24 protein-coding genes and 1 pseudogene are annotated in these 23,910 nt (G+C 74.8%); 12 read left to right on the plus strand and 13 right to left on the minus strand.

Features of this window, described 5'->3' with window-relative positions; genetic code table 11:
- Positions 1-21: 21 nt before the first annotated feature.
- Genes Psi01_RS34580 through Psi01_RS34620 form a run of 9 tightly spaced genes read right to left on the minus strand, consistent with a single transcriptional unit; the run spans position 22 to position 7,386 of the window.
- Positions 22-624: a V-type ATP synthase subunit D gene (locus tag Psi01_RS34580; protein ID WP_204068363.1), complete on the minus strand. Its 603-nt coding sequence runs from the start codon at positions 622-624 to the stop codon at positions 22-24.
- Positions 621-2,033 (minus strand): V-type ATP synthase subunit B, encoded by a 1,413-nt coding sequence (locus Psi01_RS34585; protein WP_239128245.1) that lies wholly within the window; start codon positions 2,031-2,033, stop codon positions 621-623. Before Psi01_RS34585 ends, Psi01_RS34580 begins: the two co-directional genes overlap by 4 nt.
- Positions 2,030-3,655 (minus strand): V-type ATP synthase subunit A, encoded by a 1,626-nt coding sequence (locus tag Psi01_RS34590; protein ID WP_204068364.1) that lies wholly within the window; start codon positions 3,653-3,655, stop codon positions 2,030-2,032. The genes Psi01_RS34585 and Psi01_RS34590 overlap by 4 nt, the downstream gene beginning before the upstream one ends.
- Positions 3,643-4,158, minus strand: a complete 516-nt coding sequence (locus tag Psi01_RS34595; RefSeq protein ID WP_204068365.1) for a V-type ATP synthase subunit E family protein — start codon at positions 4,156-4,158, stop codon at positions 3,643-3,645. The genes Psi01_RS34590 and Psi01_RS34595 overlap by 13 nt, the downstream gene beginning before the upstream one ends.
- Positions 4,139-4,378, minus strand: coding sequence for a hypothetical protein (locus Psi01_RS34600; RefSeq protein WP_204068366.1), 240 nt, complete (start codon positions 4,376-4,378; stop codon positions 4,139-4,141). Before Psi01_RS34600 ends, Psi01_RS34595 begins: the two co-directional genes overlap by 20 nt.
- A gap of 12 nt (positions 4,379-4,390) precedes the next feature.
- Entirely contained in the window at positions 4,391-4,735 is a 345-nt protein-coding gene (locus Psi01_RS34605; protein ID WP_204068367.1) for an ATP synthase subunit C, read from the minus strand.
- Positions 4,651-5,973, minus strand: coding sequence for a V-type ATPase 116kDa subunit family protein (locus Psi01_RS34610; RefSeq protein WP_204068368.1), 1,323 nt, complete (start codon positions 5,971-5,973; stop codon positions 4,651-4,653). Before Psi01_RS34610 ends, Psi01_RS34605 begins: the two co-directional genes overlap by 85 nt.
- The gene (locus Psi01_RS34615; RefSeq protein WP_204068369.1) at positions 5,960-6,865 is read right to left on the minus strand and encodes a hypothetical protein; all 906 of its coding nucleotides are present in this window, start codon (positions 6,863-6,865) and stop codon (positions 5,960-5,962) included. Before Psi01_RS34615 ends, Psi01_RS34610 begins: the two co-directional genes overlap by 14 nt.
- Positions 6,862-7,386 carry a hypothetical protein gene (locus Psi01_RS34620; RefSeq protein WP_204068370.1) on the minus strand — a complete coding sequence of 175 codons (525 nt, stop codon included), beginning with the start codon at positions 7,384-7,386 and terminating at the stop codon, positions 6,862-6,864. The genes Psi01_RS34615 and Psi01_RS34620 overlap by 4 nt, the downstream gene beginning before the upstream one ends.
- A 268-nt stretch (positions 7,387-7,654) precedes the next feature.
- Between Psi01_RS34620 and Psi01_RS34625 the strand changes: the two genes are divergently transcribed.
- From Psi01_RS34625 to Psi01_RS34660, 8 genes are all read left to right on the plus strand, one after another.
- On the plus strand, positions 7,655-8,662 hold the full coding sequence (locus Psi01_RS34625; RefSeq protein WP_204068371.1) for a sigma-70 family RNA polymerase sigma factor: 1,008 nt from the start codon (positions 7,655-7,657) through the stop codon (positions 8,660-8,662).
- On the plus strand, positions 8,656-9,324 hold the full coding sequence (locus Psi01_RS34630) for a CBS domain-containing protein (protein ID WP_239128246.1): 669 nt from the start codon (positions 8,656-8,658) through the stop codon (positions 9,322-9,324). Before Psi01_RS34625 ends, Psi01_RS34630 begins: the two co-directional genes overlap by 7 nt.
- A 95-nt stretch (positions 9,325-9,419) precedes the next feature.
- Complete coding sequence (locus Psi01_RS34635; RefSeq protein ID WP_204068372.1) at positions 9,420-9,728, plus strand: hypothetical protein; 309 nt, start codon at positions 9,420-9,422, stop codon at positions 9,726-9,728.
- Positions 9,725-11,785, plus strand: a complete 2,061-nt coding sequence (locus tag Psi01_RS34640; protein WP_204068373.1) for a PEP/pyruvate-binding domain-containing protein — start codon at positions 9,725-9,727, stop codon at positions 11,783-11,785. Before Psi01_RS34635 ends, Psi01_RS34640 begins: the two co-directional genes overlap by 4 nt.
- A gap of 35 nt (positions 11,786-11,820) precedes the next feature.
- A complete protein-coding gene (locus Psi01_RS44630) occupies positions 11,821-12,048 on the plus strand; it encodes a PEP-utilizing enzyme (protein WP_373872531.1) in 228 nt (75 codons plus the stop codon).
- Positions 12,045-14,822 carry an alkaline phosphatase D family protein gene (locus Psi01_RS34650; protein WP_204068375.1) on the plus strand — a complete coding sequence of 926 codons (2,778 nt, stop codon included), beginning with the start codon at positions 12,045-12,047 and terminating at the stop codon, positions 14,820-14,822. Before Psi01_RS44630 ends, Psi01_RS34650 begins: the two co-directional genes overlap by 4 nt.
- A gap of 96 nt (positions 14,823-14,918) precedes the next feature.
- On the plus strand, positions 14,919-16,028 hold the full coding sequence (locus Psi01_RS34655; protein ID WP_204068376.1) for a Glu/Leu/Phe/Val family dehydrogenase: 1,110 nt from the start codon (positions 14,919-14,921) through the stop codon (positions 16,026-16,028).
- 148 nt (positions 16,029-16,176) lie between these two features.
- The gene (locus tag Psi01_RS34660) at positions 16,177-17,295 is read left to right on the plus strand and encodes a site-2 protease family protein (protein WP_204068377.1); all 1,119 of its coding nucleotides are present in this window, start codon (positions 16,177-16,179) and stop codon (positions 17,293-17,295) included.
- Positions 17,296-17,382: 87 nt separating this feature from the next.
- Here the strand turns inward: Psi01_RS34660 and Psi01_RS44635 are convergent, their stop codons facing one another.
- The 3 genes and pseudogenes from Psi01_RS44635 to Psi01_RS34670 all read right to left on the minus strand — a co-directional run bounded on the left by Psi01_RS44635 (position 17,383) and on the right by Psi01_RS34670 (position 18,487).
- The gene (locus tag Psi01_RS44635) at positions 17,383-17,856 is read right to left on the minus strand and encodes a universal stress protein (protein WP_373872533.1); all 474 of its coding nucleotides are present in this window, start codon (positions 17,854-17,856) and stop codon (positions 17,383-17,385) included.
- A pseudogene (locus Psi01_RS44640) lies at positions 17,836-18,135 on the minus strand (universal stress protein); the annotation flags it as partial. The gene Psi01_RS44635 and the pseudogene Psi01_RS44640, both read right to left, overlap by 21 nt.
- A gap of 82 nt (positions 18,136-18,217) precedes the next feature.
- A complete protein-coding gene (locus Psi01_RS34670; protein ID WP_204068379.1) occupies positions 18,218-18,487 on the minus strand; it encodes a dsRBD fold-containing protein in 270 nt (89 codons plus the stop codon).
- Between the two features lie 392 nt (positions 18,488-18,879).
- On the opposite strand from Psi01_RS34670, the gene Psi01_RS34675 reads away from it, so the two are divergent.
- From Psi01_RS34675 to Psi01_RS34685, 3 genes are all read left to right on the plus strand, one after another.
- Positions 18,880-19,269, plus strand: a complete 390-nt coding sequence (locus Psi01_RS34675) for a hypothetical protein (RefSeq protein WP_204068380.1) — start codon at positions 18,880-18,882, stop codon at positions 19,267-19,269.
- The gene (locus Psi01_RS34680; protein ID WP_204068381.1) at positions 19,266-19,583 is read left to right on the plus strand and encodes a zinc-binding dehydrogenase; all 318 of its coding nucleotides are present in this window, start codon (positions 19,266-19,268) and stop codon (positions 19,581-19,583) included. Before Psi01_RS34675 ends, Psi01_RS34680 begins: the two co-directional genes overlap by 4 nt.
- A 103-nt stretch (positions 19,584-19,686) precedes the next feature.
- Positions 19,687-21,975 carry a heavy metal translocating P-type ATPase gene (locus Psi01_RS34685; protein WP_204068382.1) on the plus strand — a complete coding sequence of 763 codons (2,289 nt, stop codon included), beginning with the start codon at positions 19,687-19,689 and terminating at the stop codon, positions 21,973-21,975.
- 27 nt (positions 21,976-22,002) lie between these two features.
- Here the strand turns inward: Psi01_RS34685 and Psi01_RS34690 are convergent, their stop codons facing one another.
- Complete coding sequence (locus tag Psi01_RS34690) at positions 22,003-22,869, minus strand: TetR/AcrR family transcriptional regulator (RefSeq protein WP_239128247.1); 867 nt, start codon at positions 22,867-22,869, stop codon at positions 22,003-22,005.
- Positions 22,870-22,966: 97 nt separating this feature from the next.
- On the opposite strand from Psi01_RS34690, the gene Psi01_RS34695 reads away from it, so the two are divergent.
- Complete coding sequence (locus Psi01_RS34695) at positions 22,967-23,791, plus strand: CPBP family intramembrane glutamic endopeptidase (protein WP_204068383.1); 825 nt, start codon at positions 22,967-22,969, stop codon at positions 23,789-23,791.
- Positions 23,792-23,910 lie beyond the last annotated feature (119 nt).

Consider the following 23,910-nt stretch of genomic DNA (forward strand, 5'->3'; position numbering starts at 1 on the left):
GTCGTCCGGACTATGCGCCGCTCAGGGGGGAACCTCCCGGCGGGCGCGGCGGACGCGGATGCCGTCCGCACGTTCCAGCTCGTCGAGGGCCGTCTCCAGCTCGGCGAGCGCGGTCTCCAGCGCGGGCACCCAGCGCTCCCGAAGGGCGTGGATGCGGCGGCGGGTGGCGTCCACCTCGGCTCCGACGATGCGGGCGGCCGCCAGCGCGGCGGCGTGCCGCGCCGCGGCCTGCAGCGCCGTACGGCAGGCGGCCCGGGCCGGAACCAGCGCCGCGGTGAGCGGCAGGGATTCCGGTGGCGGGGGGAAGGCGCAGGTGACCCGGGCCGGGTAGCTCGTGCCCATGACGTCGGCCCACTCCAGGCGGACATCGGTGAGCTCGCCGGCGGCAGGCCGCAGGGCCCGCTCACCGCCCAGCAGCGCGGCGCGCAGGGTCCACGCGTCGGCCTCGGCGGCGGCCCGCGCCCACTCCCGTCCGGTCTCCCGGCTGAGCAGGACCAGCCTGTCGTGCTCGCGCCGCAGGATGCGCAGCTTGCGGTCCAGCAGGTCCAGACCGCGGCGGGCGGTGCCGAGCCGGCGTCGCAGCCACAGCTTCCCGGAGCGGCCCGGGGGCAGGCGCAGTCTCATGGCTCCTCCCCGTCTGCGGAGGGCTGACCTTCGCCGCCCGCGCCGGCCGGCCGGTAGCCGGCGTCGAGCGCCTCGCGGCCGAGCATGGTCAGCTCCCGGCGCGGGAGCACCGAGACCACGCACCAGGCCCGACGGAAGGTCTCCTCCAGCGACCGCGTCTCGTCCCCGCGCTGGTCGGCCAGCTCCCTGGTGAAGGCGGCGGCGAAATCGAGATAGCGGCGGTCGGCGAGGCTGAGCGCGCTCGCTCCGACCAGCTCGGCCAGCTCGCCCGCCTGCCGGGCGCGGGCCAGCGCGGCCAGGAGCTGGGCGGCCAAGTCCATGTGCTCGGGCCGGGTACGGCCCGCGCCGACCCCGCCGCGCATCAGCCGCGACAGCGAGGCCAGCGGATCGATGGGCGGGTAGCCCGGAATCTCGGGGGACAGGACGATCTGACCTTCGGTGATGTAGCCGGTGAGATCGGGCACGGGGTGGGTCACGTCCCCGGCGGGCATGGTCAGCACGGGCAGCAGGGTCAGCGAGCCCGGCAGGCCGCGCACGCGCCCGCAGCGCTCGTAGAGGCAGGCCAGGTCGCTGTAGAGGTAGCCGGGGTAGGCGCGGCGGGCCGGGATCTCGCCGCGCACCGCCGAGACCTCGCGCAGCGCCTCGCAGTAGCTGGTCATGTCGGCCATCACCACCAGCACGTGCCGGCCCATGGAGAAGGCCAGGTGCTCGGCGACCGTCAACGCGATGCGCGGCGTCAGCAGCCGCTCGATCACGGGGTCGTCGGCCAGGTTCAGCAGGAGCACCAGCTCACCGGCGGCCGAGCGCGTCTCCAGGGTGTCGCGCACCGCGGCGGCGTCGGCGTGGGTCAGCCCCATAGCGGCGAAGACCACGCTGAACGGCTCTCCGGCGGCGTGCGCCTGCGCGGCGATCTGCGCGGCCAGCTCCAGGTGCGGCAGGCCGGCCGAGGAGAACAGCGCGATCTTCTGGCCGCGCACCAGCGTGGTCAGCAGGTCGATGGCCGACACCCCGGTGAGCACCGGTTCCGCCGGCGGCATCCGCCGGGTGGGGTTGAGCGCAAGACCGTTCACCGGAGCGGTGAGCGTGCCGGACACCGCGGGGCCCCCGTCCAGGGGCTGCCCGCGTCCGCCGCAGACCCTGCCCAGCCAGCCGGGTCCGACGGGGACGCGCAGCGGCGACCCGGTGAAGGTCACCCTGCTCCCTCCGGGGGCCATGCCCGCGGTGCCCTCCAGGACCTGCACCACGGCCAGGTCGCGGTCGGCCTCCAGGACCAGGCCGTGCCGCACCCCGCCGGAGGCCGGCCGGATGACGGCGAACTCGTCCCAGCCCACGCCGGACACGCCGCGGACCACGGCCAGCGGCCCGCGCAGCTCGGCGACGTCGGTGTACTCCAGCTCGATCAGGCTCATGGCGCCTCCTTGGCGCGCAGGACGGGGGAGAAGTCGCGCTCCTCGATCTCGCCGACCGGCACGCCGCGCTCGGTCAGGGCCAGGCACTCGTCGATCGTCTCCAGCACCCGTACGGCCAGCGCGGCCGTGCGCCCGGGGGAGCAGTAGGCGTCGACAGGGCTCAGCGAGCTCTGCTGCAGGAACCCCTCGCGCAGCAACCGCCCGCCCAGCAGGATCACCCTCTCCCTGGCCGGGAGGGTGCCGGTGCCGACCAGCTCGGCCAGCGCGGCCAGCCGGTCGGCCTCGCCCAGCAGGGAGGCGACCCGCGCCCGGGTCGCGCTCCAGCCGTCGCGGCCGTGGCGGGCGTGCCAGCGGGCCAGGGCGTCGCCGTCCCGGGAGAACGACCCGGCCCACGACACCGCCGGGTAGTGGCGCGCGTAGGCCAGGTCGCGCTCCAGGCTCCACAGGGTGCGCACGAAGCGCTGGGTGTGCGTGGTGACGGGCTCGGTCAGGTCCCCGCCCGGCGGCGAGACCGCACCGATGATCGTCACCGAGCCGGTCCTGCCGCCGAGCGTGGTGACGCGTCCGGCCCGCTCGTAGAAGGCGGCCAGCGCCGAGGCGAGGTCGGCCGGGTAGCCCTCCTCGGCGGGCAGGGCCCCGCCGCGCGAGGCGAACTCGCGGCGGGCCTCGGCCCAGCGGGAGGTGGAGTCGGCGATGACGACCGCGTCGTAGCCCATGTCGCGGAAGTGCTCGGCGACCGTGATCCCGGTGTAGACGCTGGCCTCGCGCGCCATCATGGGCATGTTGGAGGTGTTGGCGATCACCACGGTCCGCTCACTCAGCCGCCCGCCGGTGCGGGGGTCGGTCAGCTCGGCCAGCGCGGCGACCACGTCGGCCATCTCGTTGCCGCGTTCGCCGCAGCCGATGTAGACGACCACGTCGGCGTCGCACCACTTGGCGATCTGCTGCAGCAGGACGGTCTTGCCGGTGCCGAAGCCGCCGGGCACGGCGACCGTGCCGCCCTTGCGCACCGGCAGCAGCAGATCGACCACGCGCTGCCCGGTGATCAGCGGGACCTGTTCGCCGAGGCGTTCGCGGTGCGGCAGCGCCCGCCGTACCGGCCAGTGCCAGACCATGGTCACCCGGTGCCCGCCGACCGTGGCGACCGGCGCGTCGGCGGGGTAGGCGCCGGGCGGGCGGATCGAGGAGACGGTCCCCCCGGGCGCCAGGACCAGGTACGGCACCGCCCCGGCGCCCTCCACGGTGCCGACCGGGGTGCCGGGCGCGATGGTCTGTCCCGGTTCGGCCAGCGGGGTGAACCGCCAGGTGCGCCCCTCGCGGGTCCGCGCGGCGCGCGGGTCCAGCCAGACGCCCGCCCCGTCGAGCGGGCGCAGCAGCCCGTCGAAGATCCCGCCCAGCAGGTGCGGGCCCAGCCGCGCCGACAGCGGGACGCCCATGCGTTCGACGGGCCGGCCCGGAGCCAGCCCGCCGGTGTACTCATACGCTTGAACGGTGGCGTGCGCCCCCTTCAGCGCGACGATCTCTCCCGGTACCCCGCCCGCGTCCACCAGTTCGAACATCGACGCTCCGGCCATCCCGTCCACCTCGACGAGCGGCCCGTTCACCCGCGTCACGACAGCCATGACCGCTCGGCCTCCCCCTGCGCGGCGTCGACGGCCCGCTCGGCCAGGGCGGGCAGCGAGGCGTCGACGCGCCGCCCCGGCGCCTCCCCGACGACACCGCCCTCGGGATGCTCGGCCAAGACGAGGTCGCCGCCGCCCCGTCGCCGGGCCATCCGGCCCAGGGACTTCAGCAGCGCAGGGTAACAGGGATCCTCGCGCAGGCCGGTCACCGCCGTTCGCGCCCGCCGCCGGAAGTCCTCGAGGATCTCCCGCCGAGCGGTCAGCTCGATCGTCCGCACCCGTCGCGTGGTCGCGACGCGTTCGGCGGCGGCCTCGGTGTCCGCCTCCCGCTCTCCGCGCGCCCGCGCGTCGGCGAGCACTGCCCGCGCCCCCTCCTCGGCCTCCGCGACCGTCTGCGCCGCCTGACGGCCGGCCCGCTCGCGGGTCTGTTCCGCCTCCCGCTCGGTCCGCCGCAGCAGCGCGGCCGTCAGCGGGGCCAGCGCCTCACCGATCCTGTCGCTCATCGTCGTCCACCTCCGGCAGCACCACCGTGACCGGGCCGCTCACCGGCCCGAGGACCGCGGCCGCGGCGGAGCTGAGGATCACCACCGAGACGTCGTCGCCGAGCCCCGCCCAGGCGGACCTGACCGCCTCGGCGTCCCCGGCGGGCAGCACGAGCGCTCCGGCCAGCCGGAGCCACTCCATCCGGCCGGGCTCGCCGATGACCGCAACCGTGCCCATCACGCTCGTCTCCCCTCACGCCCGGCCGATCAGGATGATGCCGACGACCAGGCCGTAGATGGCGATGCCCTCGGCCAGCCCGACGATCACGATGGCCCGGCCGAACAGCTCGGGCCGTTCGCTCATCGCCGCCAGGGCCGCGGCGCCGGTGTAGGCGACGGCCACGCCCGCGCCGATGGACGAGCCGGCCACGGCGACGGCCGCGCCGAGCAGCGCGGCCCAGTCCCCCTCCGTCTGAGCGGCGGCCGCCGTCTGCGCGCCGGCCGCGTCACCGGTCAGGACGACGACGATGAGGGAGAGTGCGACGAGGATGAGGACGATGTTGAAGGCGAGAAGTCCCCGCCTGATCCAGACGGACATGTGGGTACCTCCTCAAGGGGGATGTGCCAAGGGCGGAACGGCCGTCCCTCGGCCTGGAAAACCCGGGAGAACAGCTCGTAGTACTCCAGCCGCAGCGCCTGTACGGCCACCACGAGCCCTTCCAGGGCGAAGGCGAGCGCGTTGCCCGCCAGGAACACCGCGGCCGCGGCGACGGGGGAGCGCGGCCACAGGCCGGTGGTCCCCTGCCACACGATCGAGCCGATCGCGGCGTGGGTGAGGCCGAAGGCGGCCAGCCGCGCGAACGAGGCGACGTTCGAGCCCAGGCTCACCACGAGGTCGAACAGCCGCATCACGGCCTGGGCGGTCCCGCCGCCCTCGGCGGCGAAGCCGGCGAAGGCCAAGATCAGGCCGGCGGCGCCGGCGGCGAGCCCGGCGGCGGTGAGCCAGCCCCAGCCGAGATACCAGCCGGCGACCGACAGGCCCAGCCCGGTGAACACGGCCGCGCCCGCCACCCCGGCGGGGGAGTACAGCGCCAGCGGCCAGCCGCCCTCCCGCCAGCGGTTGACGCTGCCCAGCAGGTAGGCGCAGCCCAGCAGCACGGCCCCGACGCCCAGAGCGGCCAGCAGCAGCGGGATCGGCTCGGCCAGCGGTTCCAGCCACACCACGGGGATCACTCCGGTCGGTCCGAAGAACTCGCCGTACAGCACCCCGAACACGATGCTCGTCAGGCCCGCCCCGGCGGCGAACGGCCAAGCCCGGCGCAGGCGCGCCAGCCGCCGCGGCCACCGCAGGAACAGCAGCGCGGCCAGCCCGAGCAGCAGCAGGCCGTGCCCGGCGTCGCCGAACATCATCCCGAACATGAGCACGTAGGCGGCCATCGCCAGCGGGGCCGGGTCGATGTCGGCGTACGGAACGGCGCCGTAGGTCTCCACCAGCGGATTGATCGAGCCCCGGATGCCCTCCGAGCGCAGCAGCGAGGGCACCTCGGCCCCGCGTGGGCGGGCCAGGGGGACCACCGCCCCGCCCACCGGCGCGAGCCGCCCGGCCAGCGCCGCGACCGCGGGAGCCGGCGCCCACCCGGCGAGCGCGGCGACGCCGTCCTTGACGATCGCGCCGGCCGCGTACTGGTCCAGGTCGCCCGGGCCGTTCAGCTCGACGCAGCCCGCGTCGGCGACCAGGGCGAGCACCTCGCGCAGGCTCTCCTCGGGGGCGGCGATCGCGATCCGTTCCATGCGGACGGGCCGCAGCCTCTCGCGCCACCGCTCACGCCACGTCATCGCCCCTCCCTCCGCGTACGGCCAGCTCGACGGCGGCGCGGGCGCGCCGTGCGTCGGCGGTGAGCACGGCCAACGCTCCCAGCACCGCCGCCGGGCCGAACCGGGAGTCGGACAGGTGGGAGAAGCCCTCCCGCTCCAGCCGCCGCCACCAGCGCACCTCGCCGAGCCACAGGTCCTCGGGCCGGTCGAGACCCTCCAGCGCCCAGCGCGCGCCGGCGGGCAGCACGGCCGCCGTCGCGGGCAGCGAACCGGCCGCGAGCGCCGGTTCGCCCAGCAGCGCCTCCGCCCGCCGCCGCGCGCCGCCGGTGAGGTCGCGGCCCTGCAGGTGCCGCTCACGGGCGACCAGCAGGGCGGCCGCGCCCGCGGCCAGCGGGGCGGCCGGATCGATCCGGTCGGCGACGGTCACCGCCCATGACAGGCGCATGCCGAGCTGGATCTGCCGTGGCAGGTCTCCTCCGGGATCGCCCCAGGCGGACGTGCCGAGCACGGAGCGGATCTCCGCGGGGGCAGAGAGGCCTCTGAGGCGGGGCCAGGCGGTGCTCAGTGCGCCGAGCGCGAACTCCGGCCCCGCGTCCACGGGGGGTGTCAGCAGCTCGTCGACGTTGGCGATCTCGAACCATCGCGCCAGCAGGCGCAGATCGCCGCCGCCCTCCCGGGGCAGCCATCCCGCCAGCACGCGCAGGTGCCACAGCAGGGTCGCCAGTACGGCGTGCCGGGCCTCGGCGGGGCTGTGCCCGGCCCTGACGTCGTGCCCGTAGGGGGTGGCGGCCAGCGCGGCGACGGCCGCCTCGCCGGAGCCGGCCGCGGCGATCCGGCGCGCCCCCTCCGGGCCCAGGCGCCGCCGTACCAGCCCACGCGCCCGGGTCGTCCCGGCCACCCATGCGGCGGTCATGGCCCGTTCGCCCGTTTCCCGGCGTCCGGGTCCACGGCCGTCGTCACGGCGGTTCCCACGGCGTCCGGGTTCGCAGTCGGTTGCGTGGCGCCCGGGTCCGTCGCGAGGGACCGGACGCGGGCGACGACGCGCTCCACCTCGCCGGGGACGAGCGATGCGGCCCGGGCCCGCAGCGCCTCGGCCTGCCGCCGTGCGGTCTCGGTGGCGGTGCGGCTCTCGGCGCTCATGCGGTCGCGGGTGACGGCGGCGGCCTGCGCCCGTTCGGCGTCCGCCCGCGACCGGGCCGTGGCCAGTACGGCGGCGGCCCGGTCATCGGCCGCGGCGAGCGTGTCACGCGCGTCCGCCTCCGCCAGCGCCCGGATGCCGGCGCACCGGGCGTGCACACCGGTCAGGGCCGCGAAGACCGGTTCGAGTTCGGCGGTGGGGCCGGTCGCCCGGTCGGCGGGCACGCCGGCCGGAGCGGCCGCGCCCGGCACGCCCGCAGGACGGAAGCGTCCGGCGAAGTCACGCAGCCGTACCATGGTCAGTCCCGCTCGTCCGCGTGGGGGAAGCGGGGGAAGCCGCCGTCCTTCAGCCAGGTGTCGATGAGCACGACGCACCTCCAGCGGTCGGCCCGGCAGCGGCCTCCCGCTGCCGCGACCACAGCCTGCCAGGACGCGGCCGCGCCGGACAGAGCCTTAGGTCCCGCCCCGGGCGGCCCAACAGCCCTGCCCCCGGCGGGCGGCCGGGACTTGACTGATGGTGCGGACTTCCGGCCCGTGAGGGCCGGGCGGGTGAGGAGGTGCGGTGATGAGCGCGGTTGAGGAGGTTACGCGGGGACAGCCATACGGGGGCGACCCGCTCGGCCGGTACCTGCGGCGGATCGGCCGGATACCGTTGCTGACGGCCGAGGAGGAGGTCGAGCTGAGCAAACGGATCGAGGCGGGGCTGTACGCGCGGCACCTGCTCGAGACCGATCCGGAGCTGTCTCCGCAGCGGAGGGCCGAGCTGGAGGCGGTGGCGCGCGAGGCGTCGGAGGCAAGAGACCACATGATCCGTGCCAACCTGCGCCTGGTGGTGTCGGTGGCCAGACGGTACGCCCGCCAGGGCCTGCCGCTGCTCGACGTCATCCAGGAGGGCAACATCGGCCTGATCAAGGCGGTGGACAAGTTCGACTACACCCGCGGCTTCAAGTTCTCCACCTGCGCGATGTGGTGGATCCGCCAGGCGATCCAGCGGGGGCTGGCCCAGAAGGGCCGGATGATCCGGCTGCCGGCGCGCGTCGCGGACGACGTCGCCCGGCTCACCCGGATCGAGGGCGAGCTGACGGCGGAGCTGGGACACGAGCCGAGCATCGGGGAACTGGCCGCCGGAGCCGGTCAGCCGGTCGAGAGGGTGGCCGCCGTCAAGCGGCTGCCGTCGGAGCCGGTCAGCCTGGACGCCCTGGTGGGGGATGAGGAGGACACCCCGCTGGGGGAGTTCGTCGCGGGTGGGGAGGACTCTCCCGTGGAGGAGGCCGTGGAGCGGCGCGAGCTGGTGGCCGGGGTGCGATCGCTGATCGACGACGTGCTGCCCCCGCGCCAGGCTCTGATCATCCGGCTGCGGTACGGCATGCAGGACGGGCGCGTGCACACGCCCCGGCAGATCGCCGAGAGGCTGGGGCTCAGCCGCGCCTGGGTGCGGGCGCTGGAGCGGGAGTCGCTGGCACGGCTGCGCGACAGGAAGCGGGCCGGGGCGCTGCCCGCGCGCTCGGGCCGCGTGAAGACGGAACGCGTGAAGACGGAACGCATGGAGCCGAAAGGAGAGCGGTCATGGTGATCAAGGTCGAAGACGTGATGGGAGGCGTCGCGGTCGCGGTCCGGCCGGACACCCCCTTCAGCGGGATCATCGATGCGATGAGGCGCTTCGAGGTGAGCGCGGTCGCGGTGCTCGACGCCGACGGGCGGCCGGTGGGCATCGTGTCCGAGGACGACCTCCTGCTCAAGGAGACCGACACGGTACGGCACGGCGTCCCGCTCTTCGAGAGCGGCAGACGCCGCAGGGAGCACCGCAAGGCCGCGGGAGTGACCGCCGCCGAGCTGATGACCAGCCCGGTCATCACCGTGACCCCGGCCACGCCGGCCCGTGAGGCCGCCCGGCTGATGCACGAGCGGCGGATCAAGCAGTTGCCGGTGGTCGACCCGGGTACCGGCCGGATCACCGGCACGGTGCACCAGCACGACCTGCTGCGGGTCTTCGCCCGCCCGCCGGACGAACTGCACGCCGAGATCGAGGAGGTCGTGCGCGAGCAGGCCGGTCGTGACGCCGGTTCGCTGTCGATCGTCGTGCGGGACGGAGCGGTGACCATCGGCGGCACCGTCGGGCACAGATCCCAGATCACCTACCTGGTCGAGGCTCTGCGCGCGGTGGAGGGCGTCGTCGCCGTCACCTCCGAGATGACCTTCATCAGAGACGACGTCGTCGCCCCTCCGTTCTACTGATCCTGCGGCGATCATCCGGTGAAGGGGCCGACCGGGAGCGGATCGGAGGGCTTTGGTCCCTACACCGGGCGAGCGCCGGACCGTACCTCTGAGGTATGACGACTGCCGGACGCACCTTCGCACTGATCGCGCTGTCCGCCGTGCTGACCCTCGTCGCGGTGGTGGACGCGGCCCGGGACGGATCCTGGGACCTTCTCGCCGTACTGGCACTCGTACTGGTCCTGCAGGCCGCGGTGCTGACCGGTGCCCGCGCGCGCCGTCCGTCCGTCTCGCTCCGCGGTGACCTGCACCGGTGGGTGACGGGCCGCTCGGCCGCCACCGGCGAACCGCTGGAGCGGGTGGTCGACCGCTGCGTCGCCGCCTACCGGGACGGGATCACCCGGGAACCGGGTGAAGGACGATGACCACGACGCGGACCGCCGCCCCGGTCGTCGTCCGGCTCCCGGCCGACCGGCCCGACCTCGGCGGCAAGGGCGAAGGGCTGAACCGGCTGATGGCGGCCGGACTCCCGGTCCCGCCCACCGCGGTGGTCACCGCCGCCGCCTATCGTGACGTCGCCGCCGACCCCAGGGTGCGAGAGCTCACCGAGGCGGCGAGGGCCGGATCGACGGTCGCGGACACGGCGGACGAGGTGTTCCTGAACGCGCCGCTGGACTGCGCGGTGGAGGCCGAGATCGTGGCCGCCGCCCGCGCGGTGGGCGCCGGAGGCCGGCTGGCGGTGCGGTCGTCGGCCGGCGCGGAGGACACCGCCGACTTCTCCTTCGCCGGCCAGTACCGCTCGGTCCTGGACGTGCCCGCTGACGATCCCGGCGCCGTGCTGCGCGCCGTACGCCTGGTCTGGGCGTCGCTGTGGCATCCCGCTCCCTGTGCCTACCGCCGGGCGTGGGGAGTCTCCGAAGAGCAGGCCGTGATGTCGGTGGTGCTCATGCGCATGGTCCCCGCCGTGCTGTCCGGCGTGGTGTTCACCCGAGATCCGGGTGGTGAGACGGGGCGGATGCGGGCGGAGACGGTCACCGGCCTGGCGGAGGGACTGGTCTCGGGCACGCGCACACCGGAGGTCTGGTCCCTGCCGCGCGAACCCGACACCGTACTGCCGTCCCCGCGAGGGGAACTGGCCGCGCTGGCGCTGGCCGCCGAGCGGCTGTTCGGCCGGCCCCAGGACATCGAGTGGGCCTGGGACGGGCAGCGGGTGTGGCTGGTGCAGAGCCGCGCCATCACCACCGTGCCCGGGGACGGCTGCGACACCCCGCAGGATGACGCCGAACTGATGTCCACCGGGGTGGACGAGATGCTGCCCGGCGTGCTGCCGCCGCTGTTGTGGGAGATCAACGCGTTCCTGGTGGAAGAGGCGCTGCGCGCCGTCTTCGACGAGGTGGGGGCCAATCCCGCGCACCGCGACGGCGCCCACGAGCTGCTGCGCAGGGTCCGCGGTCGCGCGGCCCTCGATCTCAGCCTGCTGAAAGAGGTCGCCGCGGCCATTCCGGGAGCGTCCGAGCGCGATCTGGAACGCGAGTACTTCGGTCACCAGGCCCATGACGACGGACCACCGGCACGGCGGCGCCGATCCCCCCTGCAGGACCTGCGCGTCTTCGCCAGCCGCCGCCGGGCGCTGATCGAGGCGGCCACGGTGCTGGTCGCCGTGGATGACCTGGCCGGACCCGGCCTCGAACTGGGGGACCTGGACGACCGCGCGCTGCTGGCCTACCGGCTGCGCCTGCTCGACCTGGGGGCGCGGGCCATGAGCGCGGAGTTCGCCGCAGCGGCCTCGGCCGTGGCCGCTTACCGGCAGCTCGAAGTGATCCTCACGCGCTACCTGGGCGAGGCCGAGGCCGCCGGAGCGGCCCAGCTCCTGACGGCCGGAGCGGGCATGGCGGCCCCGAAGTCCCCCTGGTCGTCGATGGCGGTGTTTGCCGGACCCACCTGGGACGAGCAGGCGACGACACCCCCCGACCGGGTGCCCCGCGCCGCCGAGCGGCGGCGCAGCCGCGCCGGAATCGAGGAGCGGCTGCGCCGCAATCCGCGCTGGCGCCGGATGCGGATCCTCACCGGGCAGGTCGTCGACGTGCGCCTGCACCTGCTGCGGCGGGTCGCGGACGAGGCGACCGAGGGCCTGACCCGGCGCGAGCGGGTCAAGGCCGCGGTGCTGGCCGTGGGAGGGCTCGTGCGCCGGGCACATCTCGAACTCGGGCGGCGGTTGTGCGAGCGCGGGTGGCTCGCCGATCCCGCGGACGTCGACCTGCTCACCGAGACCGAACTGCGGGCCGCGCTGGCCGGGTCCGGCCCGCCCTCCGGCACCTTGGCCGTACGGCGCCGCTGGCTGGAGCGCTACCGTGACGACGGCCCCTGCCCGTGCGGTTCACCGGAGTCCCGGCCGAGCCTCCGCCGCCGGTCTCCGGGGGCGAGACCCTGCGCGGCTGGGCGGCCGGCGTCGGCCGGTCCACCGGCCGGGCCCGGGCGCTGACCGAACCCGACCCCGGCGCGATCGCCGAAGGAGAGGTGCTGGTGGCGCGGGCGACCGACTCGTCCTGGACGCCGGTCTTCCTGCGCGCCGGAGGCATCGTGGTCGAGCGCGGCGGCCCGCTCTCCCACGCCGCCGTGGTCGCGCGCGAGCTCGGCGTGCCCGCGGTGCTCAACGTGCCCGCCGCCACGGCCGCCCTGGACGGGCGGCTGGTGACCGTCGACGGCGACCGCGGCGAGGTCGTGATCCACCGGGAGCCGTCATGACCGTCCAGCCCGATCTGCAGATCTTCGTACCGGCCATCATGAGCGCCGGGCTGCTGTTCTCGATCGCCGCCGTGCTGCGCGACGTGCTGCGCTCGGCGCGGGGCCGGGCCCCGGGCCTGGACCGCCGCCTGGACGTGGCAGGGCACGCGACCGCCCGGCACGTGATCACCGGTGAGCCGCCCGGGGCGGCGCTGGGCCAGGCGCTCAGACGGCCCCTGTTCTACCGGCTCACCGCGATGACCGGCCTTGGACTGTGCGTCTACCTGGTGGTCGGTGCCACCTACAACTACTTCCACACCGACGGTTACCTCAGGGGCATCGCCTGGATGTGGGCGGTGTCGCTGCTGCCGGCCGCCGTCGCCGGACTGGCCGGGACGGCCTCGGCGGCGATCCTGCGCGCCTGGCCGACCCCGCCGCGCTGGGCGGCGGGCCTGGTCGTGGCGACCCCGCTCGGCCGCGACCCCGGCGGCGCCCCCGAGGACTCCCGGCGGATGCTGATCGGCTGGGCGGCGGTCTGGGCCGCGGCGGCCACCGGCATCCTGGCCCTGATCCTGCAGGGCTCGCCGCACATCGCCGCAGCCGTGGACGACATCGCGGCGCCGGTATCGGGTTGGACGTGGCTGACGGCACCGCCGCTGGGCCTGTACGGCGCGGCCGGCACGTCCCTGGTGCTGGCACTGGCCGTTGGCGTCGCGACGTTGCGCTGCCTGGTCTTCGCGCTCGCCTATCCCGCGGCCACCGCCGTCGGCCTGGCGGCCACGCTGGTGCTGCGCTCCTCGGCCGAACATTCATGGCCGGCCGACACCTTCCCCTCGGGCCACGTGGCCCAGGCGGCGCTGATGGCCGGGCTGCTGCCCGTCGCGCTGACCGTGCTGACCCGGCGCGCCTGGCCGGCCAGGGCGCTGGCCGTACCCCTGGCGGCCGCCGCCGTGCTGGTCGCCCTGTCCCGGCTGCAGACGGGCGCCAACCAGGGGACCGACGTGCTCGCCGGAGCCCTGCTCGGCGGGGCGCTCGCCCTGGGCGGGCGCTGGGCGCTGCGCCATCCCGGCTGGCACGTCCGCTGCCACGGTTGCCCGTGGAGCTCGCCGGCCTCCGCGCGGGAGAGCGGGCTGTTCGATCTGCATCCCGTCACCCGCCGGGTGATCCGGCGGGCGGCCCGGGCGTGGGCCGCCGCGGTGGTGGCCGGGTTCGCCGTGTTGTCGCTGACCGTCGGCGTGCCCCGCGATCCGGAGGGCGACGGGCTCGTGGCCATGGTCGAAGAGCCGCTCCAACTCGCTCTGCTGGTCATCGCGGCGCTGGGCTGGCTGGTCGCCTGGCGCCGGGAGGGGGCCGGCGCCGTCCTGCTGGCTCTGGCCGGGGTGGGCCTGGGCAGCACGGCCGCCCTGACCTACCCCCCGCTGGTCAGCGTCCTGGTCACCGTGGTGTTCCTGGCGCCTGCGGTCGCCTTCTGGCTGCTGTGGCAGCACACCCGCAGCCGCCGCGACATCGCCGTCCTGGCCGCGGTCACCGCGCTGTTGATCGGAACCGTCTGGACCGGGGGCGCGCTGGCCTACGACCACTACTTCGGTCCCGCCCACCCCGAGTCCGCCACGCCCGCCCTGCGGGCCGACCGGGTGTCGTGGGTGTGGAGCGGAGCGATCACCCCAAGTTCGTTCCGTGTCACGGCGCGGCTCACCGGCCCGGCGGAGCAGGCCGGGCTCATCGTGCGGCCGAGCCCCCAGATCCCTCCCGCCCCGGTCGCGGTCCCGGACAGCCGAGTGGTCACCTGGACCGTCACCGGGCTGCGGCCGGGCACCCGCCACACCTACACCGTGGTGGTGGACGGCCATCCCGACGGCACCCGCGGCCGGGGCTCGATGCGGACCTCCCCCGAGGGCGCCGGGTCGTTCACGGTCGCGGCGAGCGCCTGCGCCCGCACCGGCTCCGACGGAGCGGTCTACGACGCCATCAGGCGGTCGGATCCGCTGCTGTACCTGATCACCGGCGACCTGCACTACGGCAACGTGGAGGAGGACGACGTCGCCGCGTTCCGCGCCCGCTACGACGAGACCCTCACCGCTCCCGCCCAGGCGGCGCTGTACCGCTCCACGCCGGTCGCCTATGTCTGGGACGACCACGACTACGGGCCCAACGAGGCCGACGCCGCCTCGCCCAGCCGCCGCGCGGCCCGTCTGGCCTACCGTGAGAACACACCTCACTACCCCCTGCCCTCCGAGGCCGTCTACCAGGCGTTCACCGTCGGGCGGGTGCGGTTCGTGCTGACCGACACCCGATCGGAGCGCACCGGCGCCTCCATGCTCGGCCCCGCCCAGCTCGCCTGGCTGGAGGATGAACTGGTGCGCGCCGGCCGTACGCACGCGCTGGTGGTCTGGGTCAACCCCGATCCGTGGATCGTGCGCTCCGGGCCGGGCGCCGACGGCTGGGGGGCCTATCCCGCGGAGCGGAGGCGCCTGGCCACGACCATCGAGCGCAACGGCGTCGACAACCTCGTCATGATCAGCGGCGATGCTCACATGCTGGCGCTCGACGACGGCTCCCACAGCGGCTACGGCCCGGCCCGCAAGGGCTTCCCCGTCCTGCAGGCGGCGCCCCTCGACCGGCCGGGAGCGCCCAAGGGCGGACCGTACAGCGAGGGGATGTGGACGGGGGCCGGCCAGTACGGGACGCTGACGGTTCACGACGACGGATCCCGGACGTTGGCCGTCGACCTCGCCGGCCACGACTGGACCGGGCGGACGCTGTTCTCCCGGACCTTCCGGTTCGATCACCGCTGAGGGCGGCGGATCGGGACCTTCGCCGGGCGTCGGGTTCCCTCCGCCTCTGTCGGTGACGCGCGCACGCCCACAGTGTGGGCGGTGGAGGCGATGACGATGCGTGAGATCGAAGCCGCCTGGCAGGCCGACGAGCTGGGGCCGGTCGAGGTGGTGTTCCTGCGGCCCATGCCGCGGATGGAGGCGGTCGTCGTCCTGGACAACCTGGCCCTGGGCCCGGCCATCGGCGGGGTACGGCTGACGCCGACGGTGACGGCGGCCGAGGTCGCCAGGCTGGCCCGGGCGATGACGATCAAAAACGCGGCCGCGGGTCTGCCGCACGGCGGCGGGAAGGCCGGCATCATGCTGGCCCCCAGCCTGGCCCAGGCGCCCAGGGAACGGGAGATGCGGGCCTTCGCCAGGGCGATCGAGCATCTGACCGGCTACATCCCCGGTCCCGACATGGGCACCGACGAAAGCTGCATGGCGGTGGTGCACGACGAGATCGGCCGGGCCGTCGGGCTGCCCGCGGTGCTGGGCGGCATCCCCCTGGACGAGCTGGGCGCCACCGGATACGGGCTGGCCTGCTGCGCGAGCGCGCTGGCCGAGGCCAAGGTGCTCGAACTGGAGGGGGCCCGGGTGGTCGTGCAGGGCTTCGGCGCCGTGGGCATGCATGCCGCGCTGGAACTGCGGCGGCGCGGCGCGGTGGTGGTCGCCGTCTCCGACAGCCGGGGCGCCGTGCGCCGCGACGACGGGCTGGACGTGGCCGAGCTGGCCGCCTTCAAACGGGCGCGCGGCCTGGTGGCGGAGTTCCCTGGAGGAGACGCGGCGGCCCGCGACGAGATCGTGACGCTGCCGTGCGAGGTGCTGGTGCCGGCCGCCCAGCCCGATGTGCTCACCGGTGACAACGCCGGGCGCGTGCGGGCCGAGGTGATCCTGCAGGGAGCCAACATCCCGGCGACCGCCGAGGCCGAGGAGATCTTCCACCGGCTCGGCATCCTGTCGGTGCCGGACGTGATCGCCAACGCCGGCGGGGTGATCTGCGCGGCCGTGGAGTACGCCGGCGGCGGTCGCGAGCGGGCCTTCGCCGCGATCGAGGAGAAGATCGGCGCCAACACGGCCGAGCTGGCCGACCGGATCGCCCGCACCGGAGACCTGCCGCGCCGGGCGGCCACCGAGATGGCCCTGTCCAGGATCCGCGCCGCACAGGCCTACCGCCGCCGGTTCTGAGCCGGCTGCGCGCCCTCGCGGCGCTCATCGCGGCTCATCCGGAGCAGGCCCCGCCCCACCGGGGCGGGGCCGAGTTCCCTCCGAAGGTCCCTCGGATTGGGGCGGAACGCCTCTCCACCACGGGGACGCACGGCCTGACGGTGGAAGTATGAGACAGAGTCTGCGTCTTGGACGGGTGGCCGGCATCCCCGTGGGGATGCACTGGTCGGTGCTGGTGATCGTCTGGCTGATCGCCGTGACCCTGAGCACGATCGTGCTGCCCGAGGCGGCCCCCGGTGAGGCCGCGGTCCTGTACTGGAGCGTGGGCGTGGTCACCTCGGTGGTGTTCATGGTCTCGCTGCTGGCCCACGAACTCGCGCACGCGCTGGTCGCGCGGGGGCGCGGCCTGAAGGTCGGCTCGATCACGCTGTGGGTGCTCGGCGGCGCGACCGAGATCGAGGAGGAGGCCGAGACCCCCGGAGCCGAGCTGGTGGTGGCCGGGGCGGGCCCGCTGGCCAGCCTGCTTCTGGCCCTGGGCGCGTTCGCCGCCTCCGCGGCCCTGCCGGGGCCGCCGCTGCTGGTGGTGGTGCTGGTGTGGCTGGCCTACATGAACCTGGTGCTGGGGGTGTTCAACCTGCTGCCGGGCGCGCCGCTGGACGGCGGTCGGGTGCTGCACGCCGTACTGTGGCGCGCGCACCGGGACCGGGCCCGGGCCGACCGGGCCGCGGCCGTGGCGGGACAATCGCTCGGGTTCGTCCTTGTGATCCTCGGCTTCGTCCAGATGTTCGCCTGGAACGGGTTCGGAGGGCTCTGGCTGGTGATCGTCGGCTGGTACCTCGCCGGCGCCGCCCGCACCGAGGCCACGGCCAGGATCGCCCGTGAAGGGCTGCGCGGGGTGCCGGTCGGTCAGGTGATGAGCGCCGTGCCGGACCTGGCCCCGGCATGGCAGAGCGTGGAGGAGTTCGTCTCCACCGCCCTGCGTTCCCACCAGAGGGTCTTCCCCGTGGTGGACTTCTCCGGCGCGCCGGTGGGCGTGGTCTCGCTGGAGGCCCTGACGGCGGTGCCGGCCGAGCGGCGCGCCTCGACCCGGCTGAGCACCCTGGCCCGGGAACTGACCTCGCAGCAGGTTCTGGCCCCGGACGACGAGGTCGTCTCGCTGCTGGGACGGCCGGCCGCGGCCGGCCAGGTGGTCGCGGTGGTGGCCGAGGGCGGCCGGGTGGCCGGCATGGTGACCACCGATGACCTGAACCGCGTCCTGCAGCAGGTGCTGCTGCGCGGGACGGCGTAAGGGAGAACAAGACGTCCGAGCCGACCGTCGTGGACGCCGACCGTCGTGGACGCCGACCGTCGTGGACAGGGCGGGGGCGATGGCGGGTCACCGGATGACGGCCACCGGGCAGCGGGCGTGGTGCAGCACCGCATGGGTGACCGAACCGGGGATCGCGCCGGTCAGCCGCCGTCCCCGCAGGCCGAGCACCAGCAGGTCGGCCCGGTCGGAGGCGTCGATCAGCGTGTCGGTGGTGTTGGCATGCGCGCACAGCAGGCGGACCGCGACGTCGGGGAACTTCTCCCGCCAGCCCGCGACCGCCTCGGCCAGCACCCGCCGCTCTTCGTCGGCGACGGCCTCGACGTCGTAGACCAGGGGCAGCATGTCGCCGGGAGCGCGGGAGACCGGATGCGTCCAGGCGTGCACCGCGCGCAGCGCACTGGCCCGCAGATCGGCCTCGGTGAAGGCGAACTCCAGCACCGGCTGCTGTCCGGGATGACCGGTGACGCCGACGGCGATCTCCGCGGTGCGCGGGTGGTGGTGCTCACCGATCACCACCACCGGGCAGGGGGCCGCGTGCACCAGGTGCAGGACGACCGTGCCGAGCAGCAGCCCGGTGAGGCCGCCCTGCCCGCGGCGACCGGCCACCAGCAGCTGGGCGCCGGCGGCGCCGGACACCAGGACCCGATCCGGGGAACCGGTGACGATCTCGGTGTCGAGCTTCAGATGCGGCTGGCCGGCCCGGGCGCGCAGGGCCGCCTCGGCCAGCACCGCCCGGGCCGTCTGCGCGCTGCGGCCGCGCAGCAGCGGCAGGTCCGGTACGGCATGCACGATACGCAGCGGGGCGCGGCGCAGCGCCGCCTCCCGGCCGGCTCAGGCGGCGGCCGACAGAGAGGCGGCGGAACCGTCCACCCCGACGACGACGGGCCTGGTCATGATCGGTTCACCATGACCAGCTCGGCACCGGCGGCTCGGCGAAGCGGGCGATGTCGCGGGACGTGACGACCCGGAGCTTCTCGGCGAGGTCGGCCAGCGCGCGGGCGGCTGCCAGCTCGTCGCCGATCTCGGGCACCGGGAAGTCGGCCGGGTTGCGGCGGGCGTGCCCGGTCCCGGACAGGTGCGTGCCGTCCCTGGTGAGCAGGACCGCCCGCGCGGTGGTGTCGTCGCCGCTTTCGTTGATGTAGATCTTCACACTCCACTGCTTGGCTTCCATGACGGCCTCCTCATCCGGCTGTCTCCAGCGCATCGTGCTCGGGCTCGGCCGGGTAGAGGCGCACGTCATCTGCGAGCGGGACCAACGTCCGATCCGGGAGACGGGACGTCCGGCCCTACCCGGACACCGGCGACGGAGGAGAATTCGAGTCCTCCAGCGATGCCGAGGAGCTCAGGATGCCCAGGACTCGCAGGCTGATCGCACTGGCGGCGTGGGCCGTCACCGGATACCTGTTCGCCGTCCACCCCTGACAGTTGCGGTGAGGCGCCACCGCGGGCGAGGCCCACGCCGACATGGCGGGTGACGACCTCGTCCCGGAGCCCCGGCTGTAGGCCACCCGGGCCGTCACCGTTCAGGCGCCGCCGCGGAAGGTGTGGCCCTGGCTGGTCCAGATGGGCGGCTACACTCGGGCCGGCTGGTACAGCTACGACTGGTCCGACAACGCGGGACGCCCCAGCGCCGACCGTATCGTGCCCGAGCTGCAGGACCTCAAGGTCGGCGACGTCATGCCCACCTCACCCGACGGGCACGGCTTCGTCATGGAGCGGATCGACCCGCCGCACGCTCTGGTGATGGTCGTGCGCGATCCCAGCGCGACCACCGGCTGCTCGATCGCCCTGCACGACCTCGGGGGAACGACGCGGCTGATCTTCCGGATCCGGGTCCAGACGCCGCGCACGGTGCGCGGCGCCGTCTACCTCGCGCTGATGGAGGCGGGGGACTTCGTGATGATGCGCAGGCGACTGCTCGCCATCAAGGCCCGCGCGGAGGCGATCCCATGACCGTCGTCAACCGTCGCATCCTCGTCTCCCGGTACGACGGGCCGTCCGCCCTGCGCCTGGTCCAGGAGCCGCTCCCGCACCCCCGCGCCCGGCCAGGCCCGCGTCAAGGTGACCGTCACCGGATCGTCGTGCTGCGCGACCGCTTCCCCGGAGCCTTCCGCAAGGATCTGACCACCCTGTTCGATCTCCTGGCCAAGGGGGAGACCCGACCGGCTGTCGCGGACCGGCTGCCGCTGGAGCAGGCGGCCCTGGCCCATGAGCGGCTCGCCTCGGCGCGGGTCACGGGCAAGCAGGTCCTGGTCTGCGGCCGGTGACCCCGATCCGGACGGCGGGGCCCAAAGGCATCCCGATCGGGGACCTTGTCCCCGGGCCACCCTCTTGGAACGGCGCCAGGCTGGGGGAGAGGAGGCGTCGAGGATGGCCGGCTCGGAAAGTGGTACCCGTCTGACGGGACCGGTGTGGTTCCTGGCGGTCACCGCCGGGGCGCTGCTGGCGGGCATCGTGCTCCACGTGTTCGGGGCCCGGACCGCCGGTGACGCGGCGTGGGCCGCCGGAACGGCCGTGGCGACGGTTCCGGCGGTGTGGTGGGTGGTGTCGGGGCTGCGGGCCGGCCGGCTGGGCGTCGACGCGATCGCGGTCCTGGCGCTGGCGGGAGCGCTCGCCGTACAGGAGTATCTGGCCGGGGCCGTGATCGCGGTGATGCTGGCGACCGGCCGGGTGCTGGAGGACTACGCGCTGCGGCGGGCGAGCCGGGACCTGACCGCGCTGTACGAGCGGGCGCCGCGCCGGGCACGGCGCTACGCGCAAGGCGTGGCGCAGGAGGTGGAGGTCGGCCTGGTACGCCGGGGAGACCTGCTCCTGGTGCCCACCGGGGAGATCGTCCCGGTGGACGGCGTCGTGACGCGCGGCGGCGCGGTCCTGGACGAGTCGGCGCTGACCGGCGAGGCGCTGCCGGTGGAGTACGCCCGGGGCGACGCGGTGCGCAGCGGCGTGGTGAACGCCGGCGCGGCATTCGACCTGCGGGCCACCGGGACGGCTGAGGAGAGCACCTACGCCGGGGTCGTCCGCCTGGCCCGCCAGACGCAGGCCGACACCGCCCCGGTGGTACGGCTCGCCGACCGCTTCGCCGCCTGGTTCCTGCCCGCGACGCTGCTGCTGGCCGCGCTCGCCTGGGCGGTCTCGGGGCAGGCGGTGCGGGCGGTCGCGGTGCTGGTCGTGGCCACCCCCTGCCCGCTGCTGCTCGCGGCGCCCGCGGCGATCGCCTCCGGACTGTCCCGTACGGCCCGCCGCGGCGTGGTGGTCAAGGGCGGCGCCGCGCTGGAGACGCTGGGCCGGGCGCGCACGCTGGTGCTCGACAAGACCGGGACGCTGACCGTGGGCAGGCCCGAGGTCTGCGACGTCGTGGCCGCCCCGGGGTTCTCGGCCGAAGAGGTGCTGCGGCTGGCGGCCGCGGTGGACCAGATGTCCTCGCACGTGCTGGCCGCGGCGATCGTGCGGGCGGCCGGTGAGCGCGGGCTGGGGCTGCCCGCGCCCTCGGAGGTGGAGGAGGAGCCGGGAGTCGGCACCCGCGGGCTCGTCGAGGGACGCCGGGTGCGGGTGGGCAAGGCGCCGGCCGTACCGGCGTGCGAGTGGATGCGGGCGCAGCGGGCCAGGGCCGCACTCGACAGTGCGATGACCGTCTGGGTGAGCGTGGACGACCGGCCGGTGGGCGTGATCCTGCTGCGTGACGCCGTACGCCCGGATGCGGGCCGTACGCTGCGCAGACTGCGGACTGCGGGCATCGAGCGCGTGGTGATGCTCACCGGAGACCGCCCCGAGGTCGCCGAGAGCGTCGCGGCCGTGCTCGGGGTGGACCGGGTGCTGGCCGAGCAGAGCCCGGCCGCCAAGGTGGCCGGGGTACGCCAGGAGGCCGGGCGCGCCGTCACCGTCATGGTGGGCGACGGGATCAACGACGCTCCCGCGCTGGCCGCGGCGCACGTCGGCGTCGCGATGGGCGCCCGGGGCTCGGCTGCCTCCACCCAGGCCGCCGACGTGGTGCTGACCACCGACCGGCTGGACCGCCTGGCCGACGCGATGGACGTGGCCCGCCGGGCCCGCCGCATCGCCGTGCAGAGCGCCGGGGCGGGCATGGGCCTGTCGCTGCTGGCGATGTCCGCCGCGGCGATGGGCTGGCTGGCCCCGGCGGCGGGCGCGATCGTGCAGGAGGTCATCGATGTGGCGGTCATCCTCAACGCGCTGCGGGCGCTGCGCCCGGCCCGCGGCACCCGCCTGCGCCTGGACGCCCGGACCGACGCGCTGATACGCCGCTTCGAGCACGAGCATGCCGCGCTGCGGCCGCCGCTCGACCTCATCCGGCAGGCCGCCGACACACTCGATCAGCCGCAGGCCCTGGAGCGGCTGCACCGGCTGCGCGACTTCCTGACCGAGGAGCTGCTCCCGCACGAGCGGGCCGAGGAGGAACGCCTCTATCCGGCGGTCGACAGGCTGCTCGGCGATCCTGAGGCGACCATGACGATGAGCAGGGCGCACGCCGAGATCAACCGGCTGGCCGGGCGGCTGGAACGGCACCTGGAGCTGGCCGGGCCCGGCGGTCCGGCCCCGGGACAGCTCGATGATCTGCGCGCCTGCCTGTACGGCCTGTACGCCGTGCTGATCCTGCACTTCACCCAGGAGGAGGAGGCCTACTTCTCGCTGATGTCGGGATAGTCACGGCGGGCCCGCCGCCGGATGCCCTCAGGCGAGAGGATCGGCCTCTTCTTCCTGGCCGAGGAGGGCGCGCAGGGACGCCACGCGCTCGCCGTCCCATGCGATGTCCGGGTCGGGCTCCAGGAAGGTGACGGCGACGCTCGCCGCCGCCAGGCCGATCAACGGCCAGTCGGCGGCGCCGGTCGCGGTGGGATCGGCGCGCACGCGTCGTGTCAGCAGTTCGGCGTCCGACAGCGCCATCAGGACCAGTCCGCGCATCATCGCGCCGGCCAGGGTGGCGATGAGGGAGAAGCTGCCGCCGGAGCCCGGCCGCAGACGGTAGCCCATGGCCCCGGCCACCCGCTCCCAGCCGCGCGCCACCTGCTCGACGAACCGTGCCTCGGACCGGGCCAGCGCGGCCTGGACGTCGTCGCGCAGGTCGCCCTCGGGCAGGCTCAGGAACGTGGCCTGCAGCGCCAGATAGGTACGCCATTCGGCGGAGCCGTGGATGGCCGCGAATTCGCTGCCGGCGCTCACCCGCAGCATCTCGGTGACCAGTTCGTGCCTGCCCTGCGGCGAGGCCAGATCCTGCGTCCGCCCGGCCAGCACCGAGCCGAGCAGCCGCGTGGTGTCCTCCTCGGGGAGCACGGAGGCCGGAGCGGTTCCCCGGGCCAGCTCCCGCAGCAGATCGCTGAAGAACAGGTCCTTGTACGGCCAGCGGCGGTAGACCGCGGTACGTGACACGCCGGCCCGGTGGATGACGTCCTCGAAGCCGATGTGGTCGAGGCCGACGGTCAGCCCGTCCCGGTGCACCATGGCGAGTGCGGCGTCGAGCATGCGCCGCTGCGTCTCCCGGTCGCTCAGCCGGGGCCGGCGCCGGGTCGGACCGCCGGGCGCGGACGGCTCGCTCGGCATGGACACCTCGCTTCCGATCGGATACCTTCCGAGGTATGAAACATGATATCCCAAGTCCCATTCTGGACGCGGCGGCTCCGGGGACTTCTGCGGGCTCATGAAACCGGCGCGGCCGAGGGACACCGGAGCGCGGTCCGGAAGGGGAGCGCGGTCCGGAAAGTCGCCGCGCGCCTTCTTCCTGCTGGTCTTCGCCCTCACCGTGCCCTTCCTGGCGCTCGGCGCCGTGAGCGACGCGCAGATACTGCCCGGCATCCCCCTGACCGGGCTCGCCTTCGTCTGCCCCGCCGTCGCCGCCGTCGTGCTGAGCTACCGCGAGGGCGGGATCGCGGGCGTGCGGGCGCTTCCGGCGCGATCGTCCGGCAGCCGGCGGGCCGTGGTGAAGACCTGGTACCTCCCCGTCCTGCTGCTGTATCCCGCCGTGGTGGCGGCGTCGTTCCTCCTGCTCCGCCTGACCGGGACCGCCGTACCGGATCCGCGCATCTCCCCGGTGCCGACGCTGCTGCTCGTCCTCGGGTTCCTCGTCGCCGCCTGGTGCGAGGAACTCGGCTGGTCCGGCTATGCCACGCAGCCCTTGCAGGAACGATGGGGAGCGGTGAGGGCCGGTCTCATCCTGGGATCCGTCTGGGCCGTATGGCACTGGGTGCCGCTGCTGCAGGTGCAGCGTCCCGTCTCCTGGATCGCCTGGTGGTCGCTGAACACCGTCGCCGCGCGGGTGATCATGGTCTGGCTGTTCAATCACACGGGCCGCGGCGTCCCGGCCATGGCGCTCTTCCACATGACGCTCAACGTCGCCTGGCAGCTGTTTCCGGTGAACGGATCGCACTTCAGCATGCCGCTGGTCGCGGCCCTCATGACCGCCGTCGCCGTGGTCGTCGTCTCCGCCGGAGCGTCGTCGTCAGTGCGGCGGGGCCCGCTGCACTGACGACGGCGGTTCCCGCCGGATCCGCCCGGCGGGCGGACGCACCGGCGCCGGGTTACCAACGGCACCCGATGTCAGGACCTTCTCCCATGCCGGGCGCGAGGTGCCCGGGGCACGCTGGA

Origin of the sequence: Paraplanobispora siamensis, from assembly GCF_016863175.1 — a bacterium.
In the GTDB taxonomy this organism is placed as follows: domain Bacteria; phylum Actinomycetota; class Actinomycetes; order Streptosporangiales; family Streptosporangiaceae; genus Planobispora; species Planobispora siamensis.